This is a genomic window from Streptomyces sp. NPDC104307 (assembly GCF_055584045.1).
In genome coordinates, this window is the sequence record NZ_JBVJMU010000006.1 from 26,163 (window position 1) to 45,934 (window position 19,772).

A 19,772-nucleotide genomic window follows, 5' to 3' on the forward strand; every position below is an offset into this window, starting at 1 on the left:
TCAGAACTTCGCATCAAGGGCGTCCTTCAGCAGTGACTGCAACTGCGCCATGACCGGTGCGCTGGTGACCACCTTGTAGAGCACCGCGGCGAACGCACAGGCGGCGATCGTCCCCACCGCGTATTCGGACGTGGTCATACCCCTGTCAGTACGGGTCGCGCGCACCAGACTCCGTACCCAAACCATCAGTTTCTGCTTCATTTCAACCCCCACGAGATAGCTTTCTACCCGAATTGACCTATTAATCTCATTAGCCGCTTCTGGCGCTTCAGTGATTCAGCAGCCCCGTCGCCAGACCGATCACCACAGGCGCCACCCCCACCATGAGAAAGGCGGGAAGGAAGCAGAGCCCGACGGGCGCGGTGATCAGGACGCCGGCCCTCTGGGCACGCGCCACCGCAGCACTCGACCGCTCGGCCCGCATCGCTTCGGCCAGCCTGGAAACCGGCTCCGCCGCCGGAGCGCCGGTCTCGGCCGCCCGGTCCAGACAACGGGCCAGCGCGGCGGCACCCGGTATCTCCCCGAACCTCCCCCACGCGACGGCGGGGTCCCCTCCGAGCCGGATCTCGGCCGCCGTACGCGCGAGTTGCTCACCGACCGGCCCGCCCAGCGACTCCCCCACCGCCTCTGCCGCCTCTCGCGGACCGGCCCCGACGGAGATGCAGGCCGCCAACAGGTCGGCGGCCAGCGGAAGCCGGCGTACGACCTCTGCGGCATTCACCGTCTCCTGGGCACGCGGTACCTTTCCCGCACGAGCCCGCTGCCACCGCCAGACGCCGTACCCAGCGGCCAGGCCAACGGCCCAGCCCAACAGGCCGCCCACCAGAATCCAGCCCGCCGGCACGACGGCCAGCAGCGCCGCCCTCTGCCCGGCCGGTACACCCGCCACCCGTCGGCCGAGCCACCGCGGCACCCGGCAGACAGCGCCGGTTCCAACGCGAGGGCGCACCGGCCCCCGCTCATCCACCGCCAGAATCGCCGCTCCCCGGCGCCGCACCCGCCGCCCGGTCCGCCGACGGGTCAGGGCAAGCGCCAACTGGGTACACGCCCAGGCCGCCACCCCGACGACCCACATCTGGTGGACGGCGCCACCGAACCCGGCGCTCACAGTGCTTCTCCCGCCCGGACGATCCGGCCGGACCAGAGCAGACCGGCCGCTTCCAGCAAACCGCCCAGCACCAGGCACACCATCCCGGCCGTACTGTGCAGCAGCACCTTCAACGGATCCGCGCCGAGAGCGGCTCCGAGCCCCATGCCCAGCACGGGCAACACAGCCAGCACCACGACCGTCGACCAGGCTCCGGCCAGTTGTGCCCGCAGCTCCTCCCTGCGACGCCGCTCGGCCCGCAACGAGCCCTCCAGCCGGTCCAGACCGGCTGCGAGTCCGGCCCCGCCGTCCACCGCCACCCGCCAGCACGCGGCCACTCCGGCGAGCCCGTCCAGGCCCGGTTCGCCCGCCGCCTGCCCCAGCGCTCCCGGGACATCGCCCCCGAACTGAGCCGCAGCCGACACCCTCGCCTCGGCCTCGCCCATCACACCCGTTCCGCGGACCGCGACGAGCAGCGCCTGCCCCGGTTCCCGGCCGGCCCTCAGCTCGCCCACCACCGCACCGCACAGCGTCACCACCCCGTCGGCCCGGCGCTCCCGCTCCTTGCGCGACTCCCTCCTCCGCAGCCATCGCCGCACCAACGGCACCGCGACCGCCCCAGCGGCCATTGGCAGCGCCGACTCACCGAGGATCCCCAGAACCAGAGCCACCGGCAGGCACAGCAACTCGCGCCGCCCACCCAGCCACATCTGGAGCCGCCTCCGGCCGCTCTCCCAGCGCTCCGAGAGGTGCGAGTCGCCAGCCCCAACGGCCAGCAACGCCCTTGCCCTCCTCCTTCCTTGTTCCCGGCCGGCCACCATCAGCCAGGCCGCCGCTCCCGCGCACAGCGCCGCCGCGTGCACCGCCGCCGGCATCCCCACCTCCGGAATCCCCAACTCCGTGCCCCCGGTCACAGCGCACCCCCGATCAACGACCGCAACCGCTCCCAGCCCCGCTCCCGTTCGAACCCGGCAGCGCCCCACCGCAGTGCCGGCACGGTCACCACCAGCCCCGCCGGATCGCGCTCAAGCACCTGAATCTCGGCGATCCGGCGCCGCCCGGCCCGGTCCCGTACGAGATGAACCACCACGGACAACGCCGCCGCCAACTGACTGTGAAGCGCTGTCCGGTCCAGCCCCGCCGCCGTCCCCAAGGCCTCCAGCCGGGCCGGGACATGCTCGGCCGCGTTCGCGTGAAGCGTCCCTGAGCCACCCTCATGGCCGGTATTCAGCGCAGCCAGCAACTCCGTGACCTCCGCACCCCGCACCTCCCCGACGACCAGCCGGTCGGGCCGCATGCGCAGGGCCTGCCGCACCAGGTCCCGAAGCGTCACCCGCCCGGCGCCCTCCTGGTTCGCAGGACGCGATTCCAGCCGAACGACATGAGGATGGTCCGGACGCAACTCGGCGGAGTCCTCTGCGAGCACAATCCGCTCCCGCTCACCCACCACACCCAGCAGGCTCGCGAGGAGCGTCGTCTTCCCCGCCCCCGTTCCCCCGCTGATGAGGTAGGAGACCCGGGCCTCCACCAGGGCCCGCAACACCCGGTCACCCCCCGGAGGAACCGTCCCCGCCGCGACCAGCTCGCCCAGCGAGAAGGCCTTGGGCCGGACCACCCGCAACGACAGACAGGTCGATCCGACCGACACCGGCGGCAGCACGGCGTGCATCCGGGTCCCGTCCGGAAGCCGCGCGTCCACCCACGGCCTGGCATCGTCCAGCCGCCTCCCGGCCACGGCGGCGAGCCGCTGCGCGAGCCGGCGCACCGCCGCCGCGTCGGTGAAGGTCACCCCGGTCAGTTCGAGCCCGCGTCCCCGGTCCACCCACACCCTGTCGGGCGCGGACACCAGTACGTCGGTGACCGCCGGATCCGCGAGGAGCGGCTCCAGGACCCCGGTCCCGACCAGCTCGCCTCGCAACTCATCGGCTGCACAGAGCACTTCGGTGTCGCCGAGCAGCCGCCCCTGCGCCCGCAACGCGGCCGCGACCCCGGCCGGGGTCGGCGCCGCTCCGCTCCGCGCCAGCCGCTGCCGGACGGCATCGAGCAGGGCCTCGGTCATGAGGCACCGCCAGCGGCCGGGCCCACGGCACCCTCACCGGCGAGGGCCCGGTCCCAGAAGGCCGAGCAGAACCTGGCAAGCGGTCCGCGGGCGTTCCCGCCGGGCGGCTCCCCCGCATCCTGTTCCGCCAGCAGCCCTTGCTCTATGGGGAGTTCACCGGCAAGCGGCAACCCCATGGCATGCGCCACCCACTGTTCGTCGAGGCCGGACGCGTACGGCCCGCGCGCCACCACCCGGAGGTCGTCGAGCACCATCCCCGCCATCGATGCCACGCGTTTCGCCGCCGCGACCGCCCGCAGCTCCCCCGGTACCACCACAAGCCCGAGATCCAGTTGCGCAAGAGCCTCGGCCACCGCCTCGTCGACACGGCGCGGCAGATCGACGACCACCACTCCACCGAGCCTCCGCGCTGCGGCCAGGACCGCCTGCATCGCCTGCGGCGGAATGACCACCCAGTCGTCGCGGCCCCAGCTGAGCACCCGCAGACCGTGCAACGCGGGCAGCGACTCCTCCAGGGCGCCGCCGCCGACCCGGCCCTTGGAATGGGCGAAATCAGGCCACCTCATACCCTCTGCCCGTTCGCCGCCGAGCAGGACGTCGATGCCGCCGCCCAGCGGATCACCGTCGATCAGCATGGTCCGCCGCCCGCTCCTCGCCGCGGTCACCGCCAGCGCGCAGGCCAGCGTGGACGCACCGGCGCCGCCCCGGCCGCCGATCACTCCGACGGTGAGCGCCGGCCTGCCGACGCCTTCTGTCGCGTTGGCGATCTGATCGACCAGCCAGTTCTCCGAATCGGGCAGCCGCAGCACGTACTCGGCCCCGATCTCCACGGCTCGGCGCCAGACATCGGGCGCGTCCCGGTCGCGGCCGACCAGCATCACGCCCCGCCTGCGAGCCGCTCCCAGGCAGCGCTGCGCCGCGTCGTCACCGACGAGAACCATGGGGGCCCGCTCCCAGCCCCCGCGCCGGTCCGGCAATGTGTGGTGGACCTCGGGCTCCGCGCCTGCGGCCGCACACAGCCTCAGCAGATCGTCGAGCAGATCCACATCCTCGGTCACGATCAGCGGTCCGCCGCGCCTCGGACCGACGGCCTTCAAACGATCCCGTGCGCTGGATTCAGCCACGCTCCCAGCCCCCTTCTTCACTCACCTTCACCGCGGTTCGCGGCGATCTCGGCATGTTCCGAGAACGGTGATTCCGGAACCCGCGGACTTCACGGGTGGAATCACGGTGCAGCGCTTCAGGAAATCGTGTGGATCTTGCTCAAAAACTGTGGACAACTCTGCCGTTGTGAATATCCCCGTCGCTCGAACCGGCGACTTCCGGAGAGCAGCCCTTCCATCACGCACCGTGACGACGCATGATGATGGGAGTTCAACGCGATGGCTGGCCACAACGGCCGAGAAGGAGGAGAAATGCGTGATCCCGAGCGGCAGAAATGCGTCCGGACATGCGACGACCCCCGCCGGGGGGGGAGAGCGGGGGTCGTCCCCACGGCCGACTCGGGGGGGGAGGAGCCGGACCGGGTTAGCACGGTCGCGAACGATCCGTGACTTCCATGGTGTACCCGAGCACCTTCTCAGGCAAACCCACGCGCCGGAGTTTACGCCGAATGGCGGGCCCCTATGCTCTGCCTTGTGGAAAACTGCTTCTTGCCGCGCACAGCAGCCTTCTTTGACCTGGACAAGACGGTCATTGCGAAGTCTTCGACACTGACCTTCAGTAAGTCCTTCTACCAAGGCGGGCTGATCAACCGCCGTGCCGTACTGCGCACTGCGTACGCACAGTTCGTGTTCCTTGCCGGGGGCGCAGATCACGACCAGATGGAGCGGATGCGCGAGTATCTGTCAGCGCTCTGCAAAGGCTGGAACGTCCAGCAGGTGAAGGAAATTGTCGCCGAGACCCTGCACGATCTGATCGACCCGATCATCTACGACGAAGCGGCGACGCTGATCGAGGAACACCACACCGCAGGACGCGACGTGGTGATCGTCTCGACCTCCGGCGCCGAAGTCGTCGAACCGATCGGTGAGCTGCTCGGCGCCGATCGAGTTGTCGCCACGCGCATGGTCGTCGGTGACGACGGGTGCTTCACGGGCGAGGTCGAGTACTACGCGTACGGGCCGACGAAGGCGGAGGCCATCAGGGCCCTCGCCCTCTCCGAGGGCTACGACCTCGCGCGCTGCTACGCCTACAGCGACTCCGCGACCGATGTGCCGATGCTGGAGTCGGTCGGCCATCCGCACGCGGTGAATCCCGACCGCACCCTGCGCCGCGAGGCGACCCTCCGCGAGTGGCCGATTCTCGTCTTCGACCGCCCCGTCCGCCTCAAACAGCGACTGCCCGCTTTCTCGCTGCCGCCACGCCCGGCGCTCCTGGCGGCGGCCGCAGTGGGTGCGGCCGCCCTCACCGCCGGAGTCGTCTGGTACACCGCCCGCCGGCGCACCGCTGCGGCGTCCGCGTGATGCGGCCCGCCCGCGAATAAGTCGCACGCCTAATTGAACCAACTCGTCCGTAATTGAACCCAAAAGTAAAGAAGTGCCGCCACCACTACCGCTCACCCGGCCCCAGGAGTACAAAGGACTCAACGGCCCGCGAGACCAAGGACATCCGTGAGGATGACCCGTAACGCAGACAAGGCCCCACGGACCGCGCATGAAAACCGGGCACCCACGCGACGTCGACCCGTCGATTACGGGCCAGCCGCACCAGGGACGGGCAAAGTACCCGGCCTGATGGGCATATATCGAGGACGCTTGGTAACCGGGTGGACATGCCAGCGGCGGTACCTAGGACGGTACCGCCGCAACCCTCTTCACAGGGCCCCGCCGGGCATCCCCATTCGGCCGGACGCCGCCGGGCGAGCCGGGCAGCGGAGCCGACGGGAACCTCCAGGCACCCCACCGCTCACGCGGCCGCCCACACGGCTCCTTACGCGGCGCCGCGCTGGAGTGCCTCACAGACCGCCGTCGACTCCCTGACGCCCAGTTCCGCCGCGCGCCCGCAGTGCGCGATCCAGGACGCCATACCTTCCGGTGTTCCGGACAGGTACCCCTCGAAAGCCGCTACGTAGGCCGCCCGCCCCTGCTCGGCGTGACCGACCTCTGCCGGACAGATCGACTTGGGGTCGAGCCCGCTCCCGATCAGCACGATCCGCTCGGCGGTCCGCGCGACCAGACCGTTGTACGAACCGAAGGGGCGCAGCGCCAGCAGCTCACCGTGCACGACCGCGGCCGTCACCAGCGCAGGTGCTTCACTCCCCGAAAGAATGAGCCCGCTGAGCCCTTCCAGCCGGCCCGCCACCTCATCAGCATCGGGCAGCGGCGCTTCGATCAGCGGCTCGTCCACCGGCTCGCCCGCCAGCCGGGGCCGACCGACGGCATCCTCAGGTGTCGCGCCGCCGGCCGCCACCAGATGCAGCCTCGCAAGCACACGCAACGGCGACTGCCGCCAGATGGAGAGCAGCTGCCCCGCCTCGGCGGTCAACCGCAGAGCCGCTCCGACCACACGCGCTTCACTGTCCCCGGTGAAGTCGGTGCGCCGGCGCACCTCTTCCAGGTTCCAGTCGGCGCCGGAGAGCGCAGCCGACCCGCGGGCACCCCGCAGGGCCGCCTCCGAGGTGACCTCGTTGCTGCGGCGCCGCATGACGCGGTGGCCGTAAACGCGGTCGACAGCCTTGCGTACGGAGTCCACCGCGTCCGTCACGCCCGGCAGCGTGGCCAGGGTGGCGAGCGGGTCCGAGGAAGTCGTACTCATAAGTAGCGAGGCTACGCGCCCACTGCGCACCTGCCGCCCCGGAGTGGCCTTCTTCACGAAGTGTGAGAACAGATAGCAATCGAGCCACTACCCTAGGTGAACATGAAGATCGCTTTCGTAGGGAAGGGCGGCAGCGGCAAGACCACGCTGTCCTCGCTCTTCATCCGCCACCTTGCCGCCAATGAGGCCCACGTCGTCGCGGTGGACGCCGACATCAACCAGCACCTCGGGGCCGCGCTCGGCCTCGACGAGGAGGAGGCCGCAGCACTGCCCGCCATGGGAGCGCAGCTGCCTCTGATCAAGGAGTATCTGCGCGGCAGCAATCCCCGCATCGCTTCCGTCGAGACGATGATCAAGACCACGCCGCCCGGCGAGGGCTCACGGCTGCTCCGCGTGAACGAGGACAACCCGATCTACGACGCGTGCGCCCGTACGGTCGGGCTCGACGACGGGGACATCCGGCTGATGGCCACCGGGCCGTTCACCGAATCGGATCTGGGTGTGGCTTGTTACCACTCCAAGGTCGGCGCGGTCGAGCTCTGCCTCAACCATCTCGTCGACGGCCCCGAGGAGTACGTCGTCGTCGACATGACCGCCGGCTCAGACTCCTTCGCCTCGGGGATGTTCACCCGCTTCGACATGACGTTCCTGATCGCGGAGCCGACGCTCAAGGGAGTCTCGGTCTACCGGCAGTACAAGGAGTACGCGCGTGATTTCGGGGTCGCACTGAAAGTCGTCGGCAACAAGGTGCAGGGCGAGGACGACCTGGAGTTCCTGCGGGCCGAGGTCGGCGACGATCTGCTGGTCGCTGTCGGCCATTCCGACTGGGTGCGGTCCATGGAGAAGGGCCGCCCCGCCCGTTTCGAGCTGCTGGAGGCGGACAACCGGATGGCCCTGCAGGCCCTGCAGAACGCCGCGGAGGACTCGTACGGACAACGCGACTGGGAGCGCTACACGCGACAGATGGTGCACTTCCATCTGAAGAACGCGGAGAACTGGGGCAACGAGAAGACGGGGGCCGACCTGGCCGCCCAGGTGGACCCCGCATTCGTGCTCGCCGAGCACCACGTCCGGGCCGGGGCGGCCCAGCCCGTCTGATCGGACGGCGCCCTGACCGATACCGGCACTGGCACCGACGCCCCCAGAAATGGCCTGCCAGTGCCGGACGGGCAGATTCCGGTCCGTCCGGCACCAGCAGGCCTCGTTCGTCAGTGCCCGGCGGACGCCTTCGCGGCGGCCTTGTCCTTGGCCGGGCTCGCGGCCCCGCCGAGGAAGGACGTCCAGCTCTTCGTGGGCGCCTCGCCGACCTTCAGCGTTCCGAGCTTCGCGAGCATCGCCGGATCCTGCGCGTCCAGCCAGTCCGCCAGCTGCTTGAAGGACACGCAGCGGACGCCCTCCTTGGTGCAGACGGTCTTGATCGTCTCCTCGATGGCACGCATGTACGTGCCACCGTTCCAGGATTCGAAGTGGTTGCCAATGATCAGCGGAGCACGGTTTCCGTCGTACGAGCGGTCGAAGGCCTGGAGCAGACCGTCCCGCATCTGGTTGCCCCAGTACTCGTGCTGGTCCGGGTCGCCCTGCGTCGTACCGGACTGGTTGAACATGAAGTTGTAGTCCATCGACAGGGTCTCGAACTCACGCCCCGGCACCGGGACGAGCTGCATCGAGAGGTCCCAGATACCGCTCTTCTTCTTCGGCCAGACCTGGTCGTTGACACCACTGGAGTCGTAGCGGAAGCCCATCGAGCGGGCGGCCGCCACCATGTTCTTCTGCCCCTCCAGGCAGGGAGTGCGACCGCCGATGAGCTCCTTGTCGTAGTCGAAGGGCAGCGGCTTCATGCCCTTGAGCTCAGGATCGTTCGACTTCCAGCCCTTCACGAAGGACTTCGCCTGGTTGATCTCACTCTTCCACTCGGCAACGGACCAGGTGCCGACGCCACCGTCCTTGCCGCAGAAGTGGCCGTTGAAGTGAGTGCCGATCTCGTTGCCGTCCAGCCAGGCGCCGCGGACCTGAGTGAGGGTGTCCCGGATTCCCTTGGTGTCGTTGAAGCCGATGTCGGAGCTGCCGGCGTTGTGCTTGGGCGGGTCGTAGAGCTTCCGCTTCGCCTCCGGCAGCAGGTACACGCCGCTGAGGAAGTACGACATGGTCGCGTCGTACTTCTTGCCCACATCCCGGAAGTGCGAGAAGAGCTGCTGGCTGTCCTCTCCCGCTCCGTCCCACGAGAACACCACGAACTGCGGCGGCTTTTGACCGGGGGCCAACCGCTGCGCGGCGGGCTGCTTCGGCTGGGCGCCGGTGAAGGACGTGGAACCGTCGCCGATGAGCCGGAACACGCTCTTGGGAGCTCCAGCCTTCTTCTCCGCCCCGGCCGCACCGTTCGCGGAACCGGCGGCAGCGGCGCCGCCTGCCGCCGCGTTCGCCGCGCCGGGCCCGGACCCGCCCGAACCGTGGGTCGGCCCGGAGCAGCCGGCCACTCCCGCGACCAGCGCAACGGCCATGGCGCCCAAAGCGATCCTCTTCGTGGCGGCCATCATCCGCCCACCCTCTTCCTTCTCTTCCGTGCAGGTTTGATTGCGCTGAAGTGCCGACTGGCGCGGTCAAACTCGCACGCTTCGCACACAAATCCGTGTGACAGGCCGAATGAAAAGCTGCTTATTCACTGGAATGGGTGGTTAGATGGACCATTTGCCCTCAATCATGGACACAGATCTTTACTCTCCATTACGATCTGTTTACCGAGAGTTGAGATATCCCGCCGCTGCACGCCGTGACCCACGGCCGCGTCCCACATTTCCGCGACCGCGCTGCCCCGGAGGAGACGGGAAACATGTCTGCCTGCGTCCCCACTCGTCATGACCACTCATCCCGCAGCTCGCGACCTCCCCGGTCATCGGGGATCAAGCGACCTCACAGCCCGCCACCGCCGCATCGCGGCGGACGATTCCGTATCGCGGGCGCCGACGTGTCCGCATCGATCACTGTCTTCCTTCTCGCCGTCCCCATGTCGCTCGGCCTGGCCGTCGCCATGGATGCCCCGCTGGAAGCCGGCCTCATCTCCGCCGCAGTCGGCGGAATCGTCGCCGGTCTGCTCGGGGGCACCCCGCTCCAGGTCTCCGGGCCGTCCGCCGGACTGACCGTGGTGACCGCCGAGTTGATCCAGATCTACGGCTGGCGCACCACCTGCGCGATCACCATCGGCGCGGGTCTGCTGCAGATCCTGCTCGGTTCGCTGCGTGCCGCCCGCAGTGCGCTCGCCGTCAGCCCGGCCATCGTGCACGGCACGCTCGCCGGCATCGGCGTGGCCATCGCGCTCGCTCAGCTCCACATCGTGCTGGGCGGTTCGCCGGAGAGCTCGGCCGTCTCCAACGCACTCACGCTGCCGGCCCGATTGGAACAGGTGGTCCCGGCCGCACCGCTGATCGGCGGTCTGACCGTGGTGATTCTGGTGCTGTGGCCCCGGATGCCGGGGCGGCCCGGCCGCATCATGCGACGGGTCCCGGCAGCTCTGGTGTCCGTGGCCGTCGCCACCGCTGTGGCGGCCTTCGCGGCACCGTCCATCGCGCGGGTCGATCTGCCGTCCTGGCGTTCGCACGTCCTGCCCGAAATGCCACAGGGTCCTGTACTCGGCCTGGCCACAGCCGTGTTCACCATGATGCTGGTGGCGAGCCTGGAATCCATGCTCGCCGCCGTCGCCGTGGACAAACTGGCCGCGGACCGAAACAGCGAGCGGCCGGCCGATCTTCCCGAGTCCGGCTCGGGCCCGACGGCCCCGCCCCCTTTGAAGCGCTCCGACCTCGACCGGGAACTACGCGCACAAGGCATCGCCAACGCGGTGTCGGGGCTACTGGGCGGCCTGGCGGTCTCCGGCGGCGCGGTGCGCAGTTCGGCGAACGTGCGGGCCGGGGCAACCAGCCGTGCCTCCACCGTGCTGCACGGTGTCTGGGTGCTGCTCGCCACCGGTCTGCTGGTCACCGCGCTGGAGTGGATCCCGCTGGCCGCCCTCGGCGCGCTCGTGATGGTGGTCGGCGTCCAGATGGTGAACTTCGCGCACATCCGTAACGTCCACAGGCACCGCGAATTCCTGGTGTACGGGGCGACGATCAGCGGGGTGCTGCTCTTCGGCGTCCTCAAGGGCGTGGCCATCGGGATCGCGGTGGCGGTGGCGGTCGCCCTGCACCGACTGGCGCGTACCAGGATCACCGTGACCGAGCAGGACGGCCGGCATCTGGTCGTCGTACGCGGGCAGTTGACGTTCCTCGCGGTGCCGCGGCTCAACCGGACCCTGGGTCAGCTGCCCCAGGACGCGGATGTGCTCGTCGAACTGGACGGCTTCTTCATCGATCACGCGGCGTACGAGATGATCCAGGACTGGAGCAATGCCCACGCCGCCCACGGCGGCCGGGTCGTCTTCTCCGGCAGGTCCGGCGGCCGGATCGCCGAGCCCCCCTCCGCGGCGCACTCCTGCTGCCGCCCCTGGACACCGTGGCGCAACCACCACTGCCACGACCGGCACGATCTCGCCGGGCTCACCTCGCCCGCCGGACCAGCCGGACCAGCCGAACCGACCGGAACGATCACCGCCCCCGCCTCCGCCCCAAGCGCGACGGACGGCCAGGCACCGCTCCACTCGGCACCGGTCCACCCCGGCCCCAGTCCCACCCCACCCCCGTCGGACAGCAAGGGCAGCAAGGGCAGCAAGGGCAGCAAGGGCAGCAAGGGCAGCAAGAACAGCACGGGCGACGCCGACAGCACGGGCGGCACGGACACCATCGGCACCGCCCCCGGCGGGCTGCCCCCCGCAGGCACCCAGCACACAGGCACCCGGCCGCCGCCACCCGCTCTTCCGGCCGACTACACACCCGATCACGACGCTGCTCCAGCGCGCCGGACCGGCGGGCAAAGGCTGGTCAGCGGCCTCAGCTCGTTCCAGCGCAATACCGCACCCCTGGTTCGTGAGGAGCTGGCAAGGCTGGCCAGAGAGGGCCAGCGCCCCTCGCAGCTGTTCATCACCTGTGCGGACTCCCGCCTGGTGACGAGCATGATCACGGCAAGTGGTCCGGGTGACCTGTTCACCGTGAGGAACATCGGAAATCTGGTGCCGCCGCCGCATTCCGAGGAAGGTGACGACTCGGTGGGTGCGGCGATCGAGTACGCGGTGGATGTGCTGGGCGTGGATTCCATCACCATCTGCGGGCACTCCGGCTGCGGCGCGATGAACGCGCTGCTCGGTGCCGGGCCCGACACCCCGAACACGCCTCTGTGGCGCTGGCTGCGGCACGGCGTGCCCAGCCTGAAGCGGATGGCCTCCAAACGGCACGCCTGGGCCCGGATCTCCGGCCGGCTGCCCGCCGATGAGATGGAACAGCTCTGCCTCACCAATGTCGTCCAGCAACTGGACCATCTGCGGGCCCATGGATCGGTGGCCCGGCGTCTCGCGGAAGGCACGCTCCAGCTGCACGGCATGTACTTCCACGTGGCTGAGGCCCAGTCGTATCTGCTGACCGAGGGAATCGGCGCGGGCCACGGGCTCGACGAGGTCTTCGACCGGGTCGGGCCCTCCGCCCCGTACGATCCGTATGAACCGGCCGAGTTGGCACGTACCGGCGCCTGAACCGGGTACACCTCGGGTCCGTGAGACCGTGTGGGTCCCGCCTCCGCAGCGCCGTGCACCCTGCGCCACCGCACGGCACCACGGCATTCTGCTCCACCCCGCCGCGGGGGCGGGACCGTGCCTCCATACACGAAACACAGGTCTAAACCAATTCCTGGCAGACACTTGTCACCCGGCCTTTGGCCTGATGAGCTATGCCCCGGGACACAACGGACACCCTGGGACTGGGAGAAGTCGTGAGCAACGAGAGCCTGGCCAACCTGCTGCGGGAAGAGCGGAAGTTCGCTCCGCCTGCCGAGCTGGCCGCGAACGCCAACGTCACAGCCGAGGCGTACGAACAGGCCGATGCGGACCGGCTGGGCTTCTGGGCCGAGCAGGCCCGCCGCCTGACCTGGGCCACGGAGCCGACCGAGACGCTCGACTGGAGCAACCCGCCCTTCGCGAAGTGGTTCGCGGACGGCAAGCTCAACGTCGCGTACAACTGCGTCGACCGCCACGTCGAGGCGGGCAACGGCGACCGCGTCGCCATCCACTTCGAGGGCGAACCCGGCGACAGCCGTGCCATCACCTACGCGGAGCTGAAGGACGAGGTCTCCCGCGCCGCCAACGCGCTGACCGAGCTCGGCGTCGGCAAGGGCGACCGCGTCGCCGTCTACCTGCCGATGATCCCCGAGGCCGCCGTCGCGATGCTGGCCTGCGCCCGCATCGGCGCAGCGCACTCGGTGGTGTTCGGTGGTTTCTCCGCCGACGCGATCGCGACCCGTATCCAGGACGCGGACGCGAAGGTCGTCATCACCTCCGACGGCGGCTACCGGCGTGGCAAGCCGTCCGCCCTCAAGCCGGCGGTCGACGAGGCCGTGTCCCGGATCGAGAGCGTCGAGCACGTCCTCGTCGTCCGGCGCACCGGCCAGGACACCGCGTGGACCGAGGGCCGCGACGTGTGGTGGCACGAGATCACCGCACGGCAGTCCGCCGAGCACACCCCCGAGGCGTTCGAGGCCGAGCAGCCGCTGTTCATCCTCTACACCTCGGGCACGACGGGGAAGCCGAAGGGCATCCTGCACACCTCCGGTGGCTACCTCACGCAGGCGGCGTACACCCACCACGCGGTCTTCGACCTCAAGCCGGAGACCGATGTCTACTGGTGCACCGCCGACATCGGCTGGGTGACCGGACACTCCTACATCGTCTACGGCCCGCTGGCCAACGGTGCGACGCAGGTCATGTACGAGGGCACGCCCGACACCCCGCACCAGGGGCGCTTCTGGGAGATCGTCCAGAAGTACGGCGTGAGCATCCTCTACACGGCGCCGACCGCGATCCGGACGTTCATGAAGTGGGGTGACGACATCCCCGCCAAGTTCGACCTGAGCAGTCTCCGGGTCCTGGGTTCGGTCGGTGAGCCGATCAACCCCGAGGCGTGGATGTGGTACCGCAAGCACATCGGTGCCGACACCTGCCCGATCGTGGACACCTGGTGGCAGACCGAGACCGGCGCGATGATGATCTCGCCGCTTCCCGGGGTCACCGCGACCAAGCCGGGCAGCGCCCAGCGCGCACTGCCGGGCATCTCCGCGACCGTCGTGGACGACGAGGCCCGTGAGGTGCCGGACGGTGGGGGCGGCTATCTCGTCCTGACCGAGCCGTGGCCGTCGATGCTCCGCACCATCTGGGGCGACGACCAGCGGTTCCTCGACACCTACTGGTCGCGCTTCGAGGGCAGGTACTTCGCGGGCGACGGTGCCAAGAAGGACGAGGACGGCGACATCTGGCTCCTCGGCCGCGTCGACGACGTCATGCTGGTGTCCGGGCACAACATCTCCACCACCGAGGTCGAATCCGCCCTCGTGTCGCATCCGGCGGTCGCCGAGGCCGCCGTGGTCGGTGCCGCCGACGAGACGACCGGCCAGTCCATCGTCGCGTTCGTGATCCTGCGCGGCACCGCGACCGCCTCCGAAGAACTGGTGGCGGAGCTGCGTAACCACGTCGGCACCACGCTCGGCCCGATCGCCAAGCCCAAGCGGGTCCTGCCGGTCGCCGAGCTGCCGAAGACCCGCTCCGGCAAGATCATGCGCCGCCTTCTCCGCGACGTCGCGGAGAACAGGGAGCTCGGAGACGTCACCACCCTGACCGACTCATCGGTCATGGACCTCATCCAGACCCAGCTCCCCTCGTCCTCCTCCGAGGACTAGAACTCCTCCAGGAACTGAGCTCACCGAAGGGCATCCGGCAGCGCGCCGGATGCCCTTCGGACATTTAGGGTGAAGATCACCGCTCACAGCCCCGCACGCCCCGGGTACAGTGGCAGCTGGTCAACAACATGACAGGAACAATCTCCAAAGGGTGTGCCGGGAAGTCTGGTCGGCAAGTGCATCAGCCATGCCGTCGCTGCCGTACCGACCCGGAGGTCCTCTCTCGTGGCCGCGCCCACCCCCGCACCCCCCTCCCCCCGCCGCACCTTCCTGGGACGCCAGTCGCTCCCGGAGCGGAACTACCTCGCCGACGCGCTGCGTACCGAAACCGTCGGCGGAGTCATCCTGCTGCTCGCCGCAGTGGCCGCGCTGATCTGGGCGAACACCTTCGGATCGAGCTACACGACCGTCAGCCACTTCCACTTCGGGCCCGGCGCGCTCGGTCTGCACCTGTCCGTGGCGCACTGGGCGGCCGACGGACTGCTCGCGATCTTCTTCTTCGTCGCGGGGGTCGAGCTCAAGCGCGAACTCGTCGCGGGTGAACTGCGCGACCCGAAGGCAGCCGCCCTCCCGGTCGTCGCCGCGCTCTGCGGCATGGCCGTGCCCGCGATCGTCTACACGCTGGTGACGGTGCTCGGCTCCGGCTCCACCAGCGGCTGGGCCGTCCCCACAGCCACTGACATCGCCTTCGCGCTCGCCGTCCTCGCGGTCATCGGCACCTCGCTGCCGTCCGCGCTCCGTGCGTTCCTGCTGACGCTCGCCGTCGTCGACGACCTGTTCGCGATCCTGATCATCGCGGTGTTCTTCACCGAGAACATCAACTTCGTCGCCCTCATCGGTGCCTTCGCCGGGCTGGCCGTCTTCTACCTGCTGCTGCGGCTGAACGTCCGCGGCTGGTACGTCTACGTGCCGCTCGCCCTGGTCATCTGGGGGCTGATGTACAACAGCGGCATCCACGCCACCATCGCCGGGGTCGCTATGGGCCTGATGCTGCGCTGCACCAGGCGCGACGGCGAGGAGCGTTCCCCCGGTGAGCGGATCGAGCATCTGATCCGCCCGCTGTCGGCGGGTTTCGCCGTACCGCTGTTCGCGCTCTTCTCGGCCGGGGTCTCGCTCTCGGGCGGCGCGGTGGCCGGCGTGTTCACCCGGCCCGAGACGCTGGGTGTCGTGCTGGGGCTCGTCGTCGGCAAGACGGTCGGTATCTTCGGCGGTACGTGGCTCGCCACCCGGTTCACCAGGGCGGAGCTGAACAAAGAACTGGCCTGGGCCGATGTCTTCGCGGTCGCCTCGCTCGCCGGAATCGGCTTCACCGTCTCGCTGCTGATCGGCGAGCTGGCCTTCACCGACGCCGACATGGTCAACGAGATCAAGGCGTCGGTCCTGCTCGGCTCCCTGATCGCCGCCGTACTCTCCGGTGTACTGCTCAAACTCCGGGTACGCAGATACCGGGCGCTCACGGACGCGGAGGAGCTCGATGAGGACGAATCCGGGGTACCGGACGTCTATGAACAGGGTGATCCGGAGTACCACCTGCGGATGGCCGCGATCCACGAGAAGAAGGCGGCGGAGCACCGCCGCCTTGCCCAACTGGCGGGGGCAGCGAGCAACAAGCCGGACAGTCCGGCATGATCTGACATCGGACGTGTTGAACAGGAGAGGGAGTCAGGCATGAGCGACCCCGGCAATTACGCGGGCAGCGCCGACCGCAGTCTCGGCCAGCTGGTCGCCTCGGCGACGGCCGAACTGTCGGCGCTGGTACACGACGAGATTGCCCTGGCCAAGGCCGAGGTGCGACAGGACGTCAAGCGTGGCGTCATCGGCAGCGTGGCGTTCATCGTCACGGGTGTGCTGATCCTCTTCGCGATCCCGGTGCTGAGCTTCGCGGCCGCGTACGGGATCCACAACCTGGGGCTGGGGCTCGCCTGGTCGTTCCTGATCGTGGGTGGCGCGTTCATCCTGCTCGGGATCCTGCTCGCGCTCTTCGGCTACGCCAAGTTCAAGAAGGTCAAGCCGCCGGAGAAGTCCATCGCGTCGGCGAAGCAGACCGCCGCCGTCCTCCAGGGCGTCAAGCCGCACCCCCGTCCGGGCATCGCGGCGGACGCGATCCTTCCGGTGGGCGGCAGCACACTTGCGGACAAGGCCATCGAGAACAGTCCTGTCCAGGACAAGGCACCGGCTGTGGCACGCTCATCTACATGACGGTCCCCGATTCCAGCGCATTCGGCCCAGTAGGCCCGGACGACCGGGCGGGCCACGCAGGGCCGGACGGCCCACCGGCAATCCCTTCCGCCACACCGTCCCCCCGGGCCTCGGTGCCGTTCACCGGCCCGCTGGGTCCGGCGGCCGGGTCCGGCGGGCCTGTCCGCCTGGACGGCCCCTGGACGCACCGGGATGTCGCGGCGAACGGCGCCCGCTTCCACATCGCTGAAATGGGTGAAGGGCCGCTGGTCCTGCTCCTGCACGGCTTCCCGCAGTTCTGGTGGACCTGGCGCCACCAGCTGCCCGCACTCGCGGAGGCGGGGTTCCGGGCGGTGGCGATGGACCTGCGCGGAGTGGGCGGCAGCGACCGTACGCCGCGGGGCTACGACCCGGCCAACCTGGCGCTGGACATCACCGGCGTGATCCGCTCGCTCGGCGAGCCCGATGCGGCGCTGGTCGGCCACGACATGGGCGGCTACCTCGCCTGGACGGCGGCGGTGATGCGGCCGAAGCTGGTGCGCCGGCTGGTCGTCTCCTCGATGCCGCATCCGCGCCGGTGGCGCTCCTCGATGCTCTCCGACTTCGCGCAGTCACGCGCGGGCTCGTACATCTGGGGCTTCCAGCGGCCGTGGGTGCCTGAGCGTCAGCTCGTGGCGGACGACGCCGCGTTGGTGGGGCGGCTGATCCACGACTGGGCGGGGCCGCGGACCGCGGAGTTCCCCGACGACGCGACGGTGGACGTGTACCGGCGCGCGATGTCCATCCCGTCGACGGCTCACTGCTCGGTCGAGCCCTACCGTTGGATGGTGCGCTCGCTGGCCCGCCCCGACGGCATCCAGTTCTACCGGCGCATGAAACGGCCGGTGCGGGTGCCCACGCTGCACCTGCACGGTTCACTCGATCCGGCGGTGCGCACCCGGAGTTCGGCGGGGTCCGGCGAGTACGTCGAGGCACCGTACCGTTGGCGACTTTTCGACGGTCTGGGGCACTTCCCCCACGAGGAGGATCCGGACGGATTCTCGGCCGAACTCATCAGCTGGCTCAAGGATTCCGAGCCCGACCGCTAGCCCACGGGCACGCCCGTACGACGAACAGCCACGTGCCTGGCGCATACGCCAATTGGCTGACGGATGGGCGGTTACCGACCATGTCCCACGGGCAGACGTCGAGGTATGGGCTGGACGCACGACTTCAGTGACGCAGCACGCAATCGCCGCTCGACCGCCACGGCGGCTCCGGGCATTCATGAGGGGGGCGGCCACCAGGGCCGAGTGCACGCTATGCATGTTCTGCATGATCCCCGGCTCGGCATTCCGCGCATCCTCCGCCGCAGGGCCCGCTGGGTCTCGGCACGGCTGCGCCACCCGCGCGGATGACCTCCCCGCCTCCCCGGACGGCCTCGCGGCCGCCGCGGACGACCTGCCGGTCCCCCACCGGCGGGCTCTGAGCGCATCGCCCGGCGGCGGGACCTGACGGGGCTTCCCGTACCCGGCTTCCGGGAGACGTTCCCTCTCGCGGACACGGTCTAGCGGACACGGCCCAGAGGGGGCACGGCCCAGAGGGCACGGTCCAGAGGGCACGGTCTAGAGGGCGCACGCCTGGCTGTCGACCTGCTGGTTGGCGGTTCGTCCCTGCTCGATGTCGTCGCGGATCTCGTCGGCCGTCAGCGCGTAACCGGTGTTCGGGTCGTCGAGCGACTTGGCGAAGACGACTCCGTACACCTTGCCTTCCGGGGTCAGCAGCGGTCCGCCGGAGTTCCCCTGGCGGACCGTCGTGAAGAGCGAGTACACGTCACGGCGGACGGTGCCCCGGTGGTAGATGTCCGGGCCGTTGGCGTCGATGCGGGCGCGGACGCGCGCGGACCGTACGTCGTACGCGCCGTTCTCCGGGAAGCCCGCGACGATCGCGCTGTTGCCGGTCGAGGCGTCGTGGTCGGTGTCGGTGAAGCCGAGCGGCTTCGCGTCCAGGTCCGGGACGTCGAGTACGGCGATGTCGCGCCGCCAGTCGTACAGGACGACCTTCGCGTCGTACAGCCGTCCCTGGCCGCCGATCTGGACGGTCGGCTCGTCGACGCCGCCGACGACATGGGCGTTGGTCATCACCCGGCGGTCGGAGAAGACGAAACCGGTCCCTTCGAGGACCTTGCCGCAGCTCGGGGCGGTACCGACGACCTTGACGATGGATTTCTTGGCGCGGGCGGCGACCGGGCTGCCCGCGAGCGCCGGGTCGGGGGCCCTGACTTCGGTGATCGGCTCATTGGCGAACGGGCTGAAGACCTGCGGGAAGCCGTTCTGCGCGAGGACCGAGGAGAAGTCCGTGAACCAGGTGGAGGCCTGGGGCGGCATCACCCGGGAGATGCCGAGCAGCACGGAGGAGCTGCGTACCTCCTTGCCCAGGGTCGGCAGCGAGGTGCCGGCCAGGGCGGAGCCGATCAGCCACGACACCAGGAGCATCGCCACGACGTTGACCAGTGCGCCGCCCGTCGCGTCGACGGCGCGCGCGGGCGACCACGTGATGTACCGGCGGAGCTTGTTCCCCAGGTGGGTGGTGAAGGCCTGCCCCACCGAGGCGCACACGATCACGATGACGACCGCGACCACGGCGGCCGTGGACGAGACCTCGGAGCCGTCCGTCAGCTGATCCCACAGGACCGGCAGCAGATAGACGGCGACGAGACCGCCGCCCAGGAACCCGATCACCGACAGGATGCCGACGACGAACCCCTGGCGGTATCCGATGACCGCGAACCACACGGCGCCGGCCAGCAGCAGGATGTCCAGCACGTTCACCGTCTATAGCCTCACAGATTCGTCACCGGGCCCGTACGTCTCTCCGGGTCCGGGCGGGCGGCCCGGAGCAGTGGAGCAC

General features: G+C 69.5%; 16 protein-coding genes. 8 read left to right on the forward strand and 8 right to left on the reverse strand.

Annotation, left to right across the window (positions count from 1 at the left end; translation table 11 throughout):
* From ACZ601_RS17385 to ssd, 5 genes are all read right to left on the reverse strand, one after another.
* The gene (locus ACZ601_RS17385) at positions 1-201 is read right to left on the reverse strand and encodes a DUF4244 domain-containing protein (RefSeq protein WP_024493795.1); all 201 of its coding nucleotides are present in this window, start codon (positions 199-201) and stop codon (positions 1-3) included.
* Between the two features lie 67 nt (positions 202-268).
* A complete protein-coding gene (locus ACZ601_RS17390; RefSeq protein WP_469538575.1) occupies positions 269-1,108 on the reverse strand; it encodes a type II secretion system F family protein in 840 nt (279 codons plus the stop codon).
* Positions 1,105-1,962, reverse strand: coding sequence for a type II secretion system F family protein (locus tag ACZ601_RS17395; RefSeq protein ID WP_469539471.1), 858 nt, complete (start codon positions 1,960-1,962; stop codon positions 1,105-1,107). The genes ACZ601_RS17390 and ACZ601_RS17395 overlap by 4 nt, the downstream gene beginning before the upstream one ends.
* A gap of 35 nt (positions 1,963-1,997) precedes the next feature.
* The gene (locus ACZ601_RS17400; RefSeq protein ID WP_469538577.1) at positions 1,998-3,146 is read right to left on the reverse strand and encodes a TadA family conjugal transfer-associated ATPase; all 1,149 of its coding nucleotides are present in this window, start codon (positions 3,144-3,146) and stop codon (positions 1,998-2,000) included.
* Complete coding sequence (gene ssd, locus ACZ601_RS17405; RefSeq protein WP_440574388.1) at positions 3,143-4,204, reverse strand: septum site-determining protein Ssd; 1,062 nt, start codon at positions 4,202-4,204, stop codon at positions 3,143-3,145. The genes ACZ601_RS17400 and ssd overlap by 4 nt, the downstream gene beginning before the upstream one ends.
* 567 nt (positions 4,205-4,771) lie before the next feature.
* On the opposite strand from ssd, the gene ACZ601_RS17410 reads away from it, so the two are divergent.
* Positions 4,772-5,611, forward strand: a complete 840-nt coding sequence (locus ACZ601_RS17410) for an HAD family hydrolase (protein ID WP_469538578.1) — start codon at positions 4,772-4,774, stop codon at positions 5,609-5,611.
* Positions 5,612-6,077: 466 nt separating this feature from the next.
* Here ACZ601_RS17410 and ACZ601_RS17415 read toward each other — a convergent pair whose 3' ends face one another.
* On the reverse strand, positions 6,078-6,902 hold the full coding sequence (locus tag ACZ601_RS17415; RefSeq protein WP_469538581.1) for a Fic family protein: 825 nt from the start codon (positions 6,900-6,902) through the stop codon (positions 6,078-6,080).
* A 102-nt stretch (positions 6,903-7,004) separates the two neighbouring features.
* On the opposite strand from ACZ601_RS17415, the gene ACZ601_RS17420 reads away from it, so the two are divergent.
* Complete coding sequence (locus ACZ601_RS17420) at positions 7,005-8,000, forward strand: ATP-binding protein (protein WP_469538584.1); 996 nt, start codon at positions 7,005-7,007, stop codon at positions 7,998-8,000.
* Positions 8,001-8,110: 110 nt separating this feature from the next.
* Here the strand turns inward: ACZ601_RS17420 and ACZ601_RS17425 are convergent, their stop codons facing one another.
* Positions 8,111-9,436, reverse strand: a complete 1,326-nt coding sequence (locus ACZ601_RS17425; protein WP_469538586.1) for a polysaccharide deacetylase family protein — start codon at positions 9,434-9,436, stop codon at positions 8,111-8,113.
* Between the two features lie 428 nt (positions 9,437-9,864).
* Between ACZ601_RS17425 and ACZ601_RS17430 the strand changes: the two genes are divergently transcribed.
* The 6 genes from ACZ601_RS17430 (at position 9,865) to ACZ601_RS17455 (ending at position 18,280) form a co-directional block, all read left to right on the forward strand.
* On the forward strand, positions 9,865-12,513 hold the full coding sequence (locus ACZ601_RS17430) for a bifunctional SulP family inorganic anion transporter/carbonic anhydrase (protein WP_469538589.1): 2,649 nt from the start codon (positions 9,865-9,867) through the stop codon (positions 12,511-12,513).
* A 194-nt stretch (positions 12,514-12,707) separates the two neighbouring features.
* On the forward strand, positions 12,708-14,705 hold the full coding sequence (gene acs / locus ACZ601_RS17435; RefSeq protein WP_327337676.1) for an acetate--CoA ligase: 1,998 nt from the start codon (positions 12,708-12,710) through the stop codon (positions 14,703-14,705).
* 225 nt (positions 14,706-14,930) lie between these two features.
* Positions 14,931-16,334 carry a Na+/H+ antiporter NhaA gene (nhaA, locus tag ACZ601_RS17440; RefSeq protein ID WP_469538590.1) on the forward strand — a complete coding sequence of 468 codons (1,404 nt, stop codon included), beginning with the start codon at positions 14,931-14,933 and terminating at the stop codon, positions 16,332-16,334.
* A gap of 39 nt (positions 16,335-16,373) precedes the next feature.
* A complete protein-coding gene (locus tag ACZ601_RS17445; protein WP_440576621.1) occupies positions 16,374-16,904 on the forward strand; it encodes a phage holin family protein in 531 nt (176 codons plus the stop codon).
* Positions 16,901-17,971, forward strand: coding sequence for an alpha/beta fold hydrolase (locus tag ACZ601_RS17450; RefSeq protein WP_469538593.1), 1,071 nt, complete (start codon positions 16,901-16,903; stop codon positions 17,969-17,971). Before ACZ601_RS17445 ends, ACZ601_RS17450 begins: the two co-directional genes overlap by 4 nt.
* Before the next feature lie 105 nt (positions 17,972-18,076).
* Positions 18,077-18,280, forward strand: coding sequence for a hypothetical protein (locus ACZ601_RS17455; RefSeq protein WP_440576619.1), 204 nt, complete (start codon positions 18,077-18,079; stop codon positions 18,278-18,280).
* A 207-nt stretch (positions 18,281-18,487) separates the two neighbouring features.
* On the opposite strand, the gene ACZ601_RS17460 is transcribed toward ACZ601_RS17455, so the two are convergent.
* Complete coding sequence (locus tag ACZ601_RS17460; protein ID WP_311304767.1) at positions 18,488-19,693, reverse strand: MarP family serine protease; 1,206 nt, start codon at positions 19,691-19,693, stop codon at positions 18,488-18,490.
* Positions 19,694-19,772: the final 79 nt, after the last annotated feature.

What these genes read in the sequence shown, in the direction of transcription:
- ACZ601_RS17385 (WP_024493795.1), bottom strand. Translation starts at nt 201, where the DNA reads ATGAAGCAGAAACTGATGGTTTGGGTACGGAGTCTGGTGCGCGCGACC.
- ACZ601_RS17395 (WP_469539471.1), bottom strand. Translation starts at nt 1,962, where the DNA reads ATGCCGGCGGCGGTGCACGCGGCGGCGCTGTGCGCGGGAGCGGCGGCC.
- ACZ601_RS17400 (WP_469538577.1), bottom strand. Translation starts at nt 3,146, where the DNA reads ATGACCGAGGCCCTGCTCGATGCCGTCCGGCAGCGGCTGGCGCGGAGC.
- ACZ601_RS17410 (WP_469538578.1), top strand. Translation starts at nt 4,772, where the DNA reads ATGCTCTGCCTTGTGGAAAACTGCTTCTTGCCGCGCACAGCAGCCTTC.
- ACZ601_RS17415 (WP_469538581.1), bottom strand. Translation starts at nt 6,902, where the DNA reads ATGAGTACGACTTCCTCGGACCCGCTCGCCACCCTGGCCACGCTGCCG.
- ACZ601_RS17420 (WP_469538584.1), top strand. Translation starts at nt 7,005, where the DNA reads ATGAAGATCGCTTTCGTAGGGAAGGGCGGCAGCGGCAAGACCACGCTG.
- ACZ601_RS17425 (WP_469538586.1), bottom strand. Translation starts at nt 9,436, where the DNA reads ATGATGGCCGCCACGAAGAGGATCGCTTTGGGCGCCATGGCCGTTGCG.
- acs (WP_327337676.1), top strand. Translation starts at nt 12,708, where the DNA reads ATGCCCCGGGACACAACGGACACCCTGGGACTGGGAGAAGTCGTGAGC.
- ACZ601_RS17445 (WP_440576621.1), top strand. Translation starts at nt 16,374, where the DNA reads ATGAGCGACCCCGGCAATTACGCGGGCAGCGCCGACCGCAGTCTCGGC.
- ACZ601_RS17450 (WP_469538593.1), top strand. Translation starts at nt 16,901, where the DNA reads ATGACGGTCCCCGATTCCAGCGCATTCGGCCCAGTAGGCCCGGACGAC.
- ACZ601_RS17455 (WP_440576619.1), top strand. Translation starts at nt 18,077, where the DNA reads ATGGGCTGGACGCACGACTTCAGTGACGCAGCACGCAATCGCCGCTCG.